The organism is Shewanella pealeana ATCC 700345, from assembly GCF_000018285.1.
Taxonomy (GTDB): Bacteria; Pseudomonadota; Gammaproteobacteria; order Enterobacterales; family Shewanellaceae; genus Shewanella; species Shewanella pealeana.
Map to the genome: position 1 here is coordinate 3,216,683 of NC_009901.1, position 15,926 is coordinate 3,232,608.

At 42.9% G+C, this 15,926-nt stretch carries 15 protein-coding genes; 2 read left to right on the forward strand and 13 right to left on the reverse strand.

What is annotated here, in order from left to right; translation table 11 throughout:
* Window positions 1-116: 116 nt before the first annotated feature.
* Window positions 117-1,007 carry a transcriptional regulator GcvA gene (gene gcvA, locus SPEA_RS13980; protein ID WP_012155865.1) on the forward strand — a complete coding sequence of 297 codons (891 nt, stop codon included), beginning with the start codon at window positions 117-119 and terminating at the stop codon, window positions 1,005-1,007.
* Window positions 1,008-1,041: 34 nt separating this feature from the next.
* Here gcvA and SPEA_RS13985 read toward each other — a convergent pair whose 3' ends face one another.
* The 6 genes from SPEA_RS13985 to SPEA_RS14010 all read right to left on the reverse strand — a co-directional run bounded on the left by SPEA_RS13985 (window position 1,042) and on the right by SPEA_RS14010 (window position 6,650).
* Complete coding sequence (locus SPEA_RS13985; RefSeq protein ID WP_012155866.1) at window positions 1,042-3,015, reverse strand: NERD domain-containing protein kinase family protein; 1,974 nt, start codon at window positions 3,013-3,015, stop codon at window positions 1,042-1,044.
* A gap of 115 nt (window positions 3,016-3,130) precedes the next feature.
* Window positions 3,131-3,517, reverse strand: coding sequence for a ribonuclease E inhibitor RraB (locus SPEA_RS13990; protein ID WP_012155867.1), 387 nt, complete (start codon window positions 3,515-3,517; stop codon window positions 3,131-3,133).
* Between the two features lie 19 nt (window positions 3,518-3,536).
* Window positions 3,537-3,767, reverse strand: a complete 231-nt coding sequence (locus SPEA_RS13995; RefSeq protein WP_012155868.1) for an RNA-binding S4 domain-containing protein — start codon at window positions 3,765-3,767, stop codon at window positions 3,537-3,539.
* A gap of 70 nt (window positions 3,768-3,837) precedes the next feature.
* Window positions 3,838-4,371 (reverse strand): GNAT family N-acetyltransferase, encoded by a 534-nt coding sequence (locus tag SPEA_RS14000; protein WP_012155869.1) that lies wholly within the window; start codon window positions 4,369-4,371, stop codon window positions 3,838-3,840.
* Window positions 4,372-4,405: 34 nt separating this feature from the next.
* The gene (locus SPEA_RS14005; RefSeq protein ID WP_012155870.1) at window positions 4,406-4,684 is read right to left on the reverse strand and encodes a peptidylprolyl isomerase; all 279 of its coding nucleotides are present in this window, start codon (window positions 4,682-4,684) and stop codon (window positions 4,406-4,408) included.
* 133 nt (window positions 4,685-4,817) lie between these two features.
* Window positions 4,818-6,650, reverse strand: coding sequence for a DUF885 domain-containing protein (locus SPEA_RS14010; protein WP_012155871.1), 1,833 nt, complete (start codon window positions 6,648-6,650; stop codon window positions 4,818-4,820).
* A 69-nt stretch (window positions 6,651-6,719) separates the two neighbouring features.
* On the opposite strand from SPEA_RS14010, the gene SPEA_RS14015 reads away from it, so the two are divergent.
* A complete protein-coding gene (locus SPEA_RS14015; RefSeq protein ID WP_012155872.1) occupies window positions 6,720-7,235 on the forward strand; it encodes a diguanylate cyclase domain-containing protein in 516 nt (171 codons plus the stop codon).
* Between the two features lie 73 nt (window positions 7,236-7,308).
* Here the strand turns inward: SPEA_RS14015 and SPEA_RS14020 are convergent, their stop codons facing one another.
* From SPEA_RS14020 to SPEA_RS14050, 7 genes are all read right to left on the reverse strand, one after another.
* Entirely contained in the window at window positions 7,309-8,556 is a 1,248-nt protein-coding gene (locus SPEA_RS14020; protein ID WP_012155873.1) for a tetratricopeptide repeat protein, read from the reverse strand.
* A 2-nt stretch (window positions 8,557-8,558) separates the two neighbouring features.
* Complete coding sequence (locus SPEA_RS14025) at window positions 8,559-9,179, reverse strand: energy transducer TonB (protein WP_012155874.1); 621 nt, start codon at window positions 9,177-9,179, stop codon at window positions 8,559-8,561.
* A gap of 1 nt (window position 9,180) precedes the next feature.
* Window positions 9,181-9,585 (reverse strand): ExbD/TolR family protein, encoded by a 405-nt coding sequence (locus tag SPEA_RS14030; protein ID WP_012155875.1) that lies wholly within the window; start codon window positions 9,583-9,585, stop codon window positions 9,181-9,183.
* Window positions 9,586-9,598: 13 nt separating this feature from the next.
* On the reverse strand, window positions 9,599-10,123 hold the full coding sequence (locus SPEA_RS14035) for a MotA/TolQ/ExbB proton channel family protein (RefSeq protein WP_012155876.1): 525 nt from the start codon (window positions 10,121-10,123) through the stop codon (window positions 9,599-9,601).
* Window positions 10,123-11,478, reverse strand: coding sequence for a MotA/TolQ/ExbB proton channel family protein (locus SPEA_RS14040; RefSeq protein ID WP_012155877.1), 1,356 nt, complete (start codon window positions 11,476-11,478; stop codon window positions 10,123-10,125). The genes SPEA_RS14035 and SPEA_RS14040 overlap by 1 nt, the downstream gene beginning before the upstream one ends.
* A complete protein-coding gene (locus SPEA_RS14045) occupies window positions 11,478-12,260 on the reverse strand; it encodes a DUF3450 domain-containing protein (RefSeq protein WP_012155878.1) in 783 nt (260 codons plus the stop codon). The genes SPEA_RS14040 and SPEA_RS14045 overlap by 1 nt, the downstream gene beginning before the upstream one ends.
* A gap of 775 nt (window positions 12,261-13,035) precedes the next feature.
* Window positions 13,036-15,882: a TonB-dependent receptor domain-containing protein gene (locus tag SPEA_RS14050; protein WP_012155879.1), complete on the reverse strand. Its 2,847-nt coding sequence runs from the start codon at window positions 15,880-15,882 to the stop codon at window positions 13,036-13,038.
* Window positions 15,883-15,926: the final 44 nt, after the last annotated feature.

Below are 15,926 nucleotides of genomic sequence, written 5' to 3' on the forward strand. Positions count from 1 at the left end.
CAATAACAAATAATTTAAGTGTCGCTATTAGACGTTGTTTGCAGTTAAAACTCAAAGGAGTTATTGTTCGCCATGAGTGAGCTTTTCTCACGTAAGAACAACTTAAGGTTAAACCAATGTACTCACACCTTCCGCCATTAAATGCACTTAGAGCCTTTGAAGCATCGGCTAGGCTGATGAGCTTTACCCTTGCTGGTAAAGAACTCTTTGTCACCCATGGAGCCATCAGCAAGCAGGTAAAGTTATTGGAAGAGTTCGTGGGTATGCCGCTGTTTATTAGGCAACATCGTAGCCTTAAACTCACCGATGAGGGCGAGCGCTACTTTATTAATATCAAAGCAGCGCTGCATACGATTAACAACGCCACTAGCGACTTGGTCACTCAACCTCTGAGGACTCAAACCTTGGCGATTAATGTATTACCCAGCTTAACGATTAGCTGGCTAATACCTAGAATGGAAGAGTTTAAGTCGCGCTATCCTCATCTGTATGTCGACTTATCCATTGGTGACTTTGAAGTTGACTTTAACAGTGTTAATTACGATATCGCCATTCGAAGCAGTACCACAGTGCCAAAAGCGGCCAATGTAATAACCTTAATGGATGAGGATCTCTGTCTGGTGTGCTCGCCTGATCTCGCCTGTAATCTTAAAAACCTTGAAGACGTAAACACCATGACCTTATTACAGCACACGACAAGGCCGGGGCTATGGCAGTTATGGGCCAAGAGTGTTGGGCTTGAGCTAACGACGGAAAAAAAGTTTGGTGTAGAGCATTTTTATATGCTCAGCCAGGCGGCTGTAAGTGGTATGGGCGTAGCACTGATCCCGCGCTTCTTTATTGAGGATGAGCTTAAAATGGGCAGACTGGTGATCCCATTCAATGCAGATTTCACCAGCCCTTATCGCTATTACTTATTGACACCAAAATCGAGTAACCTGCCGTTAAAAGTGCAATCTTTTATCGACTGGCTACTCGAACTATTTAGCCCATATAGGCAGCAATAGCGTTAGTGATGACTAACTCTCTGCTTAAGCCACATTAGATAACGTCGTTTTCGGCTAAATCGAACATCTCTAAGTAGTTCATACCTGCATGAACGCTTAAGTCAAAGTTAAGCACCTTATGACACACATCATAAAGCTTTTCACCAAACCACTCTCTATCAAAAGCTTCTAGAGCGTTGATAATGCCCGCTTGGCACAAATTGCCTTTTAAGCTCTCTGGCGCCATAGCATCGATAAAGCTGGCAACTAAACCATATAGATCACGCTCGGCTTCTCCCTCAACCTCCCAAAGGGTTGGATCGGCATATTGGCAAGCGTAATGACTGGCGGCAATATCTAGCCCAATGCCAAAGTTGACTAAAATGGCTTTATTGGGATTACAGATGATATTTTTAGGGCAAATAGCACCATGATAAATATCCATTTGATGCATGTATTGTAGGCCAGTGAGTAACTGAGTAAACCACATCAACGGTTGGCCAAGTTTGATCTCTTTGACTTCGTCAATTGATTCACCATATTCCCAAGCACGAGCAATAAACAGGTTATCACTTTGTGGTAGCTGACCAAATGCTAATACTTTTTCAATATGAGGGTGATAAACTTTTGCTAGCGTCCGATAAATACTACTCAGCATCGGCCAGTTAGCTTCAACTTTACTGTATATTGATACGCCACATTGATATTGGCCCTGTAGGTGAGTCGCGCGCCAGAACTGGCTGGTTTCTTTGGCTGCAATAAATTGCTCAAGCTTAAAGTGATGGTCAATGATTGCGCCGGCGCAGATTTCAATTTTTTCAGGGACGGTATCACATACACCGTGATCGATTAATGCAGATAAATCACTGCGCAATGCGTCTAAATCTGTAGTGCTGCCCGCAACAGCCTCACGATACCACTGATAAATACGCGGCTGTTGAGTTTGCTCGGCAATGGCGAGGAAACCTTGTGCATAAGCCTTAATATCATCACTGCTACTGACATTATCTTTGATATCAATAAACTCGACATCGCCCATATCGGAAACAAAGATACAGTTGCTCGTCCAGCCACCAACCGTAAAACCACGGCGATGGATCTGCTGCAATCCAGTGACGCTTCGGCGCAACACTTCAAGTAACTGATAAGTGGTCATCTGCTTCGAATCGAGTACATTCAAAGGTACTCCTCGAGGCATACGAATCGGGAGAACTAGCTGCTCACCGTCTTGGATAAGGGGCGCACAATAGGGAACACCGCAACAGCCTGACAAAGACTGCAGACGTAAGAATTCACTTCTCAGCTGTGCCTCATGAGCCTCGGATTGGTCGCTATCGGCAAATTGAGTGGGGATAAGCACTTTTAATAGCCAAGGTGCGGTCCACTCACCAGGGTTGTATTCAGCCTGCCAGACCTCTAGGCCACTTTGAATAAACAGGCACTTGAGTTTGGTGAAGTCTTGGATCTTATTGTTACGTTTCTCGACAATGGCAACCTGACCAATGGTTTCTAATACCAACTCTTTTTGAGTGTCGGTCACTTGGTGCTTTCTAGGCGCTGTGAGTCCCCACTCGGTAGTTAACGCCTCGACAATTTGCTTTGGTGTGTAGATACTCAGCGAGCCTTGCTGCTTTTCGAGTTCAATCTCCTCGCCTTTACGGCCAGTCACAAACACCATACCTTGGCACCAAGGTGCATAAACCCCAACAGGAATTTTATGCTTGACGTTACCCGCTAAAACACGAGCAACATAGTTTGCCTTAGCAAGGCTGTTATCCACTTCGCGGCCATCGAGGGACCAAGCATGCATGCCAGCATCAAGTCTGCCAATGTAGCCTTTAACATCGACAACATAGACGCCCCACTCGCCTATCACGAGCGCATCAACCTCCATGGCCTGACCCGATTTTGTAGGAATTTCAACATTTGTCAGTAGGATATAGTCTTCTGGAAGCTCGTCAGCTAACAGGGAGAATGCCCAACGTTCGGCATCGTTAACCGGTGTTCCAAAACTTATCATTCTTGCCATTCTTTTCTCCTTCGGTGGCAATTGATACATATAAGGACTATCCGTATTCTTAACTTTTGGGCACAAAAAAGCCACTAATATAAGTGGCTTATTTTGAAAAGATTTTTAGCTTATTTTAGTGCTTACAGTCGTCGCCACACTCATGTGCGTCGTCAGCGAAATCATCATCGCCTTCTTGATGCTGCATCACACCCCAACCGTCGGTAACACCACCGAACTCTTGGGCAAACTCATGCAAACTAATCTCTTGTTCAACAATAGTGTCGTATTCCGGCACCATATTTAAACAAACGATTAGTTCCCACTTACCAGACTCATCATTTAGAAGAAGTTCGATTTCTCCTTCAAGATCTGACTTACCTAGCTCTTCAAGTGCAGACTCTGCATCGCGCTGATCTTCAAAAACTAAGAAGAAATCAACATCGAGAGCTGCTGATAAGTCGATACCGGCATCAGCCATCGCTTCAAGCATTTTGCCATTGTCATCATCTGGAAACTGCATGTCTATCCTCTCTTCTTAGTTACTCAGCAATAATTTTAACGCTTTCGCCGTTAAAACTAACCACTTCACCAGCAATCACTTTCTTGCGCTTGCGTGTTTCAACTTCACCGTTAACGGTCACTTGCCCTTCAGAAATAACGTGCTTGGCTTCGCCACCTGCACTCATCATTCCTTGGACTTTCAATACTTTGTATAATTCGATGTATTCTTCGCCTGACTTTAGTGTCAGCGTTGGAGTATCTGCACTCACTGTATTTCGCCTTAAATAACTAGAACTGACGCCATTATAGCACTCAATTTATCATGCGAGTGCATGGTTTCTAACACCTTTGTGCAGCCAAAAGCCCATAAAGGCAGTCATCAAACCATTGTTCGCCTATTTTGCAGTTTTCTCGCAATAAACCTTCACGTACAAAGCCACACTTTTCCAGTACTTTGGTTGAAGCAATATTTTGCTCTATACAGTAGGCGATAAACTTATGTGGCTTAAAAGATAAACAAGCCCAATCAATAATAGCTTGCAGGCTTTCACTGGCAAAACCTTGCCCATGGGCCTTGGGATGGATCATATAGCCAACTTGCATCTGCCCCATTTCAGCATCGCTATTTTGCAAGCCAATAAAACCGATAAAGTCTTGTGTATGCACATCCTCGATAATAGTGAGTAACCACTCGCCTTCACTAAAATCGCGGTTTGCTAAAACACGCTCGAACTTTTGTCGTATAACCGATTCGGCCTGAGGTTTTCGTACAAACTCATTAAGCTGTTCACTTGAGTGAGTATATAAAAAATTATCCCAATCACTTGAAATAACACTTCTTAACCTGAGTCTATCGGTATACAGTTCGAGCATGTTGTTCCCCTCTTACACTTGAAATAACAGCAGATTAACCTCTGCTTGTTACTTCTAGAAGGTGATAACCGAACTGAGTTTTAACTGGCCCTTGAACTTCGTTCAATGGCGCACTGAAAACGACTTCGTCAAACTCTTTAACCATCATGCCAGGACCAAAAGAACCAAGGTCACCGCCTTGAGCTGAAGATGGGCAAGAAGAGTTAGCTTTTGCTACATCACCAAAGTCAGCACCATCTAAGATCTGTTGCTTAAGTTCTAGACATTGTGCTTCTGTATCTACGAGTAGGTGTCTTGCTGTCGCTTGTACCATGATTTAACTCCATAAATTAAATGATATTGCCAATTTTAGGCAAAATAAAACCCAGCCAGTATATACCATTATTTATAGTCAAACGACTTGCAAATACGGTACATCCCAGCTGGGTTATTACAGATTGGTTATCTTACTTTTGTGAAGCAATCCAATCGTTCACTTTTAGCTCCATCACTTCCATCGGCAGCGAACCCGAAGTTAGGATCTGATCGTGAAAGGCTTTTAAGTCAAACTTATCGCCAAGCTCCTGCTCCGACTTTGCTCGCAGCGCTAAGATCTGTAATTGGCCAACTTTATAGCTTAATGCTTGACCAGGAATAGCCATATAACGCTCAACTTCTGCGATGATGTCTGACTCCGCCATTGGCGAGTTATCTTTCATATACTGAATCGCTTGCTCACGCGTCCAACCTTTAGCATGCAGACCAGTATCCACCACTAAGCGCATTGCACGTAGCATCTCATCAGAAAGCTTACCAAAGTATTGATAGGGATCGTTAAACAGCCCCATCTCAATACCTAAGTACTCAGCATAGAGTCCCCAACCCTCTTCAAATGCCGTGTAGCCGCCAAAGCGTTGAAACTCTGGGACACCGGTTAACTCTTGTTTAATCGCAATTTGGAAGTGATGACCAGGAGCGGCTTCATGCAGGGATAAAGTGGTCATGCCCCATTTAGGCTGCGCTTTCAGGTTATAGGTATTAATATAGAATACACCAGGACGTGAACCATCTACTGCAGGTGCATCATAAGATGCGCCTGCCGCCGATTGCTCTCTAAAGCTCTCTACTGGCTTAACCACATAATCAGCTTTAGGCATGACGTTGAAGTACTTAGGCATCTGAACATTGATTTGCTCTTTGAGCTCCATATAGCCATCAATTAAGCCTTGACGCTCTGTAAAGAAGTACTGCGGCTCAGAAGATAATGATGCAAAAAATGCGTTCAAGTCTCCTTCAAAGTCAACTTGTACACGCACCTTATCCATTTCGGATAAAATTCGAGCAACTTCATCTAAACCGACCTTATGGATTTCATCTACTGGCATAGTCGTTGTCGTATGTGAGTTAGCCAGATGTTGATACCAAACTTTACCGTTTGGAAGGCCCCACCAACCGTCAGTCGCACGAGACGACTTGATATAAGTATTCTGGAAGTAATTACGTAATGAAGTCAGCTCAGGTATCAACTGCTCACCAATTAGCTTAGTGTATTCTGCAGTGATGGCCTGCTTGTCAGTATCTGAAAAAGACTCAGGCATTAGGGTGATCGGGGTATAGAATAAGCTATCGTCTACGTTATCGACTAACTGCGCACTCAGCTGAGGAATAATGCGTTCAACAAGCACACGCGGTAACACGACTTTGCTCTCGATGCCTTCATTCATTCGAACTTGGGCGAGCTTAAGCCAGTCAATAAATCCCAGCAAACGCTTTTCCCAGTTACGGTAGTCTTCCACGGTGTTAAACGGCTGAGCACTTTCACCGCTGCCAAGCTGTACCATGCTGATAACAGTGCTATAAAACTGGTTCATCGGCATAAAGTGATTAGGGAATGTCTCATCAGCCAAGGCAACATTGCGATCATAATTAAACATGTCGTAGCTAAGCTTTAACTCATTTGACAACTGGTCACGATCAATTTTTTTGACCTCTTTTAAGTATCGAGTATTAAGTTGATGACGCTCAGTTAAATAAGCATGTGATAAGCCATCACCAAATTGGTCGTTATAGTCATTAACACCAACAAAAGTGGCGTAGATAGGTTCTAGCTTCAATAAATCGTTAAAGTAGTTGTCCACTAATAACAGGTAAGCCTGCTCTGCTGACTGCTCTTGACCAGCCTCGTTAGCTGCTATTTGGCTCGTTTGCTCTTGTGCCTGTGTTTGCTTTGCATCATTTTCACCACAGCCAGCTAACCCTAAAATTGCGCCAATTGACAACGCAAGAACCGCCTTCCTCATTTTATTATTCCTTTTCTTTATTGTTAGTCTTCTATTTTTTCTATACTTAAACCAAATAAGGAGCCTTTAATGATCTATTCATTCAGCAACTCTGGCTTTAGGGATCCTGAAACAGGTGTCTATAACCAAACCTATTTTATGGAAGTCTTTAATCGTGAATGGCATCGCCATATACGTGACCACAAAAGTCTCGCCTTATTGTATCTATGCCCACACATTCATGAAACTATTTCTCAACCACAATTGTTAGAATTATTCATGAAGCAAGTACAACAAGCACTATTGCGATCTACAGATCTACTTGCAAGGCTCGATAATCAGGCATTCGCACTGGGTATATTTGAAGTTGATGAAGATGGTGCTCATGTGGTTATCGATAGATTAGAGCAAACTATCAACGAATTTAATCATAACCTTAAAAAGCAACATCACGGTGAAATAGCCTATGAACTTGGTGGCTGTATTTGTAGTCCAAATAGAGACCTTCACCTTGAAACACTATTTGAGGCAGTGGAGCAACACACAGATCAAATGCGTTTGCCGCAAACAGTTGAACATAGACTTATTCATCTCTGTCCCCTGTAACGACAAAGTATCGTTAGCTCAAATTCAAAGCATAAAAAAGCCCCTAAAAAGGGGCTTTTTTCAACTTACAAAATTATAGGGCTACGTTATGTACGCGAGCCTTTTCTTTAATGTAAGAGATATAACTCTTAGCTGAACGCGCTGTTTTCTTATCATTAGCAGCAAGTTTGGCATACTTATATGCTGACTTGTACTGCTTAAGATTAAGATAAGCTAATGCCAGTTCAAACTGAGCTTCGCCAGGGTTTTTTATACCTGCATCAAGAGACTTTTTCAGCACGGTAACAGCAGACTTATGCTGTCCATCCAACGCTAAAATACGGCCTTGTCTGAGGTACAATTTACCACTGTTGTTTATCGCAGCAGCTTTACCATATGTCTGAGCAGCTTGTTTCATCTCCTTAGCATTTTGGTAAAAACCAGCGAGTGAAGTCAGGGTTTTCTCGTCTTCTTTGATCAAGCCCGATTTCATATGCTTAGTCATAATTTTAGCAGCGTAGTACGGCGAGCCATCTGCCGCAAGAAGCTGTGACAATCGAGTAATATTACCCGCTGTCTCTAAAAAACCATTCTTATAAGCTAAGTCGTATGTAGCAAGCGACTTACTATTATCACCGGTCAAAAGATAGAACTGAGCTAACTGAACCCAAAGACGCTTATCTTCCGGAAATAATGGCACCATTATTTCTAGAACTTTAACAGAGTCTTTGTATTTCTTCTGGTTGTAGTACGCTGTTAGTTTCACCTGATATAAAGTCTTATCAGGCTTTTCAGAAATGGCTAGGCCTTTATCTGCAACTTTAAGGACCTTATCCCACTCTTTTTGCTCAGAATGTGCAATAGCTATACGCTTATAGACTTGTGCATCTTCTTTACAGGTAAACTCCATCCACTTGTAATACATCGGGATAGACTCTTTAAACTTCTTCTCTCCAATCAGGAGGTCAGCGTAGAGCCGTAGAGTTTGAGCGTGATCAACACCACCAAGAATATCAGCATCAATCGCAGACTTTAGGTACTTAACCGCGGTACCCATCTGTCCTTTTTCCGCATAAAAGTTACCTAACATACGGGCGATATAAGCTTTGTCGAAATCGCTCCTGGCATTAGCTTCTAACAGAATCGAAATAGCTTCGTCAAGATTGCCTTCAGTGTAAGCCTCGAAAGATCTTTGCACTTTTTTAGAAGCACTCTGACCAACAGCTTTCGATTTACGCTTTTCAATCGGGCATTTCTCTGCCGCATATGCGACAGGCGCGACTGCAACGCTTCCACCTAAACAAAGTATTAGAGCTGCAGCAATTGTATTGATTTTAGTCATAATTATCTGCCTCCTTTGTCTAGAGTGAAATCAAGCTGAACTGTCATGCCAGGTTGTTTAAGGGCTTTACCGTCAACAATCTTAGGCTTGTACTTCCACTTTTTCAGTGCGCGTCGAGCTTCTTTATCAAATAGACGCTTAGGTTCAGCCTTGATGACTTTAACGTCTTCAACACCACCTAACTCGTTAATCGTAAAGCTAAGTTGCACCCAACCTTCTTTACCATCGCGTGCCGCTTTAATTGGATACTGAGGTTCAATTCGAACGATAGGTGTTGCGTCACCGTCTCGTGTCATCATGTTACCTAGTTTAAATCCAGTGTTAGCACCACCGGCATCAACTCCACCCATGTTAAATGACATATTTGTATCAATGTCAGATGAACTATCTGGTGGCGTAGTATCCGGCTTTGGAGGCTGCTCTGGGGGTGTAGGCGGTTTAGGCTTAACCCTTGGCTTTTTCTGCGCTGTTGCATCATCTTTGTTCATGGATATTTCAATGACAGGTGTTTCTGTCGAGGAATCGTGGCGGGTTGGACCGCCACCTACCAAGAATGCCATGAAGACAAATAAGGCAAAAGTCACAGCAGCACCAATTATCAGTGATACTATTCCTCTCAGCATATTATTCGTTCCCCGCCGATACAGATATCTTATCGATACCCGCAGCTTTAACGTTATCAAGTACCTTAACCACTAAACCGTGTCTAGCTTCTTGGTCTGCTTGAATTAATACTGCCGCCTCAGGTGCTTCTGCAAGCATACGCTCTACGTTTGCAGTTACACGCTCGATATCAACTTGACGGTTTTCCATCATGATGACACCCGTCTTGCTCACACCAATAAAGATGTTCGCTGAAGGCTTCTTCGTCGCTTGTGACGCTTCAGGCTTGTTATAGTCAAGACCTGATGGCTTTACAAACGATGTTGTTACAATAAAGAAGATAAGCATGATGAACACGATGTCGAGCATCGGGGTCATATCAATCTCAGCTTCTTCGTCTACGCTTGAATGCTTTCTACGTGCCATGTTCAATCTCTCTCTAGTGGTGAGGCATGCTGTCTTTTAGCTTTGCTAAACTGATTTTCATTTTTGCATCAAGACGCGTACTAAAGAATACGCCTGATAATGCTGCAACCATTCCCGCCATTGTCGGCATGGTTGCCATCGAAATACCAGCTGCCATCATACGAGCATTACTCGTCCCATGAACTGCCATCACATCAAATACTGAAATCATACCGGTTACGGTACCCAGTAGGCCTATCATCGGACAGATAGCCACTAAGGTTTTGATAAGCAGCATTCGTGCCGTTAAATCTTGCTTCGCTTGGGATACCCAAGCTTCACGGATGCGGTGTGCATACCAAGAGGTTGAATCCTCTCGTGCTTCCCATGCGCTAATGATTGCTTTGTGCTCTTTTGGTGATATCCAATTTAGATACCAGTAGCGTTCAAGCATCAATACCCACATAACAAACAATACACCAGCCACTAACCAGAGGACACTTCCTCCGGAGGCCATGAAGCCCCTGACGGAATCCCAGATATCCATCAGGAATAACATTAGGCTTTCCTCTTCTCAGCGTGCGCAGCTACGATACCAGCACTTTGTTCTTCAAGTACTTGTACAATAGACTTACTGCGTGCGATAACAACAGCATGCATAAGCATTAGTGGTAGTGCAGCAACAAGACCTTGAACCGTAGTCATCAGTGCCATAGAGATACCGCCAGCCATAAGCTTAGGATCACCGGTACCGAACAACTGGATACTTTGGAAGGTTGCAATCATACCCGTTACCGTACCAAGTAGACCCATCATAGGTGCGATAGCCGCTAGAACCTTGATGATAGAGATACGCGTCTCTAGTGCTGGGGTTTCTTTCAGAATCGCTTCATCAAGTTTCAGCTCTAGGGTTTCAACGTCAACATCTTTGTTGTCTTGGTAAGCTTTAAGTACACGACCTAATGCGTTATTACCTGGGTTATCAAGGTTCTTACGCTGCGCCTTAACTTTAGCACCAACTACACCTAGAGTGACTAGACGCTCGATAGAGATTAGCGCACCAAGTGCCAATAGCGCCATGATGATGTAACCAATTGTACCACCCGCTTCGATACGCTCTTCAATCGTTGCTTTTTGGGTAAAGATGTTAAGCAGCACACCACGTACTGGGTCAATATAAAGTTGCGCAGTGCCAGACGTTGTATTTTCAAACGCTGCAGCAGTCTTTACTTGATAGCCATCAGGTTGCTGCGAAAGCTCCTGAATTAGGCCAAGATCTGCGTTGTACACAACATACTTGCCATCAGCAAGTAGGTTATAAGTACCAACACGAGTAATAGTGGTGTTATTCACGCTACCGTCAATACCGGTAACTGAACCTTCAAACTTAACAACCTTTCCAGATTCAGCCATTTCAAACAACTGCTCTTCCCAGAAACGCTCTAGTTCATCAATCTTTGGTAGTTGCTTACGTGCACCAAGGTCTGCGATGAATACGTCACGGTTAGGGTATTGTGCAGAGATGTTTGAACCCGCTAACTTACCAGCGAAGTCACCAGCATCACCTTTAACCACACCAAACATTTCACCCAAGTCACCTTGAGCAGTGTTTAAGTCTTCTTCTAACTGACCGATTTTACGCTCGTTATCCAAAAACGCTTGGTTTAAGTCTTTACCGCGTTGACGCTCAGCAGCTAAAGCATTTTTTTCACGCTTTAGTAGAGATGCTTTATCGCCACGCTCATTTTTAAACTCTTGCTCACGCTTTGCGTTAGTTTTTGATGCATTAGCACGATCAACTTTTACTTGATTAAGTAGTTGGTCGATTGTTTTTGGTGCATCTGCAGCATGAGCAATACCTGCTGTTAATGACAGGCTCGCAGCTACGATTGCTGTAGTGATAAACTTCTTCATTATTGTGCAGCCTCCGCAGCAGGAATTGGTAACGAGAATAGATCCGGTGCACCCTGTTTACGGGCCATGCGAATACCTTTAGTCAGCTCACGAAGAGAGCTAGCTTCTAGTTGATCCCAGCCTTTAGTCTCATCGTTATACATCCAAGCCGACTTTTGATCCAAGCTCATCGCATATAAAGCAACGCGACCAAGATTAAAGAAGTCAACTAACACTTCTTTACCATCAAGCTGAAGCTGACCTTGCTTAACATTAGAAGAGAAGCCGTACTCACGTTCTATTGAGTAAGCATCTAGGATTAGACGATACTTTTCAGCAAGAGTAACCTCTGCACTGTTTAGAAGGTTCTTAAGGTTCTCAACACGCTCGACGCGAACCTCAGTGTTGAATGGAAGATCAAGAGCAACAAATTGCTCTAGTGCATCAACCATCTTAAACATCAATGGCACTACGCCTTGACGTAATGCATCAACGCCGTTGATGTCATCTTGAATTGATTTCATGGTAGCTTCTTGATCTGCAACCAGACCTGCTACGTAGTCGTTATAAGATTTTAGTGATTCACGTTCATCAGCAACTGACCCATACTCGAACAACATATCCTGAGCTTGGTCAAAATACTTATCAACTTTCTTCTGAGACGTTGCAGCTTCAGCGTGAATTTTAGCGTCAGCTTTCTGAGCGTCAGAAAGAGGATCGGCAATCACTAAGTTGCTGCCTGCTAAGGCTAGTGCGCCAATGAGCGCTGTAGCGATTTTTGTTTTATTGCTTACCTTGGACATAGTTCCCAACCAATTTGAAGTGATTAAAAAAGCTTTAACTTATCGACAACAGGGTGCATGCGCTTATTTTGCTTTAGTTCCCTATTGCCTAAGCCTGTCTTTCTATTGTGATTGTTAATTATTATCTTCCTTTTCTACATCTTCGAGGATGTAGACCCGCTGGCATCATTTCACAAAATGTTGACCTGTGTCAACATTTGGAACGGCCAAAAACTAGTGGAAAACTAGCTTAAAGGATGGAAAACAGTCAAAAGCGACATTTCCGAACAAATCATGTTAACAATATTAGATTTAAGATAAAAAGAAACAAAGGATAACAAACTTAAGACACTGAAAATAAATGCAATGATACTCTACTAAAACCAAAGGTCAGATTTAACAACTCATTAACACAACCTGGTAAAACCAGTAGCTAATTTACTTAAAATCGCCACTTAATTAGCCTATCAGTAAGAATAAGCTGATAAAAACACTAAGCTGATAGCTCATAGACCCTGCAGCAGCTTTTAACTTAATTGAACTAGAATATATGGTTATTGTATATAATCTAGCGACAAATAAAGGTTCATTCACTTCAACTCACCTTCATTGAGTTAAGAGCAAGTTTTCTGACTTTTATGAACTTCCTTTCGTTAACCGGATATAATTCATACTGATGTCGTCCACTATTAATAACCCTATAATCCAAGCAAACTTTGCTTTGTTGCTGCAATAAAAAAGCCACCCAGAGGGTGGCTTTTAAACACTATTTTATTAACTTATTTTATAACTAACCTTAGAACTTAAGGTTAACACTTACGTGCATGAAACGACCAAGCGTGTCATAGAAACCAGCGATAGTGTTCGCATTAGTTGAAAGTGAGTTGCCAACCATTGGCGGCTCTTTATCAAATAGGTTGTTCATACCCGCAGTTACAGACATGTAGTCAGTAAATACGTAAGTACCGTTTAGATCGAAGTAGTTGTAAGCGTCGATACCACCTTGCTCTGCTAGACGTGTATCAGCGGTGCCATCATATGAGACCTCACCGTAATAACGCCATTTAGCTGCTAACACCCAATCAGCCGCAGTGTACTTAGCTGTAAAAGTATGTCTCCACTCAGGAGTCGCAAAACAATCTGAGCTGATGTTACCAGCACAATCATATGCTAGGGCATCGTTACCTTTGATTGGTTGGACTTCTTTCTTCATTGCGTATGAACCAATGATGTCGAAAGAAAGGTCACCGCTGCCTAGTTCGATGTTGTATTGAGCTGCAGCATCAATACCTTCCCAAGAACGACCACCAATGTTGTCACTAAGGTTTACAACGTAACCGCTTTGGCCTAACCATAGGCTACCAGAGGCACTACGTTGAACATTTTGACAGAATGCGCTATCACCTGTTTCAGCACAGATATTTAGAATTCGCTCAGCACCAACAGTACTGATCACGTTTTCCATCTCAATGTTGAAATAATCAAGTGAGAAACTGAAGTTATCTAATGGGTTAGCGACTAAGCCTAAAGTAATTGTTTCAGCTTCTTCAGGGTCTAGCTCTGGGTTACCACCAGCGAACTCATTGTACTGTCCCGCAGGAGATGAACCGATGTTGCCATACTGATCCATAGTTACGCCAGTATTAGCACACTGTGCTTCATTAAATGCGATATTACCATCTTCATCAGTGGCACAACCATCTGCACCCGACCATAGGCCAATACTTTGTGAGTCAAATAATTCAGCCACATTTGGTGCACGTACCGCACGGTTGAAACTTGCGCGGAACATATAAGCATCTGCCAAAGTGTAATCAGCGCCGACTTTATAAGTCCAGTTACCACCAGAAGTTGAATAATCAGAATAACGAGCACCTAAATCAAATGCTAAGTTGTCCAGTATAGGGATTTGGAATTCTGTATAAAGTTCGTTTACATCAATCTCACCAGTAAGACTAGTGTTTGGACCACCTTGACCTAGTAGTTGTCCTTCTTCATATACGGTATCTGAAATTCTTTCATAATCCTGCTCACGACGCTCAAAACCAAATACCATCGCAATTGGATCTGATGCAGAAGGAATTGTCACACCGATATCACCTGTCACATAACCACTGTAAATAGTTTGCGTTACTAGACCTGTTTGGATACCAACACCAGCTAGCTGTGCAGCTTGCTCTGCGGTTACTCCGCCTGGCTCAAAAACGTTATAATATAGGCAGCCATCGGCTTCTACACACTCAGTATCAACCGCACCAACTCTTGGTGCAATTTTTGGTGCAAGTAGGTCATTCTGATACACAGATGAAGATGATGTCGCTGAATAGTTGAAGTTTACATCGTAAGTCCAGTTATCATTGATGTCACCTTCCATACCAGTAAGGATACGGTATGAGTTGTGCTCTAGATTGTTAGCACGCGCACCACCTTCGACATTACGCTTACCGATATAGGCTACGAATTGATCATCGCCTGTTTGATTGAATTCAGCTTGTAACTGCTGCTTTTGAAGCTCAGTTAGCAATGGGTTGTTATAATCCATCAAATACTCTTCGTTGAAGAAAGTACCTGATTCAGCAATCTGACCAGCAGTGCGGTTCTGCATGAAAGACAGCTCTACATATGGACGCGCATGATCGTTAATTTCGTAGTTCATAAATGAACCTAGAGAAATACGCTCATTTGGACGCATAAAGTGGTTTACTGGTGCATAGTTATAACGGTAGCCATCATCTGGCTTAAAACCGTTACCATTTGGATCGGTGTAACCCCAAAAGTTTTGTTTGTAATCAACTTCACCATCAACTACTGGGTAGATATCGAAGTGAGCTAGCGGCGTGTTAGCAGAACCACCACAAGCAGACTGTGAACCATTTAGTGCACAAGAAGAATAATCTCGCTCACCTTGAAGTAGCTCATCGTTACGACGCCAAACAGCATATGCTACAGCGTGACCCTTACCGTCGGCAAAATCACTACCAATTGCTAAATCGATATTATAAGTCTTACCATCGATATCTGTATTGCCTGAAGGGTATTCGAAGCCTTTCTCATCCATAAGGCCTTGAATGTAGCCATTATCGTTATCATGCTGGTAACCAGAGGCTCCAACATTGATTGAGATGCCATCGAAATCGCTATCCATGATGAAGTTCACAACACCCGCTACTGCGTCAGCACCGTATACGGCTGCAGCACCACCTGTCATCACTTCGACACGCTTAATTAGCGAAGCTGGAATTTGGTTAATATCGGCACTTTGTGAGGTAATACTACCCGCTTGCATTCTGCGACCATTGATAAGTACTAGTGTACGGTTACTACCTAGACCACGTAAATCTAGTGAAGCGGTACCTGATGCGCCGTTAGCTTGGAAAGCGTTACTTGCAGTTTCTAGTTGTGGAAGTTGGTTTAGAATGTCTTCGACATTGGTAAAACCACTCATTTTTATCTGCTCAGCATCCATTACATGAATTGGAGAAGAGGTCTCCATATCTGTTCGCTTAATGCGAGAACCTGTAACTTCGATACGTTCTACTTCTTCATCGGCTGCATAAACTGCTGGTGCGGTAAAAGCAGCAGTCATAGCACCACTAACAAGCGCTAGACGCACTGAATTTGTTAGAAAGTTATTCTTATACATTGTAAATCTCCCTGGACTCTTTTTTATTTTTTTAGCAACACACT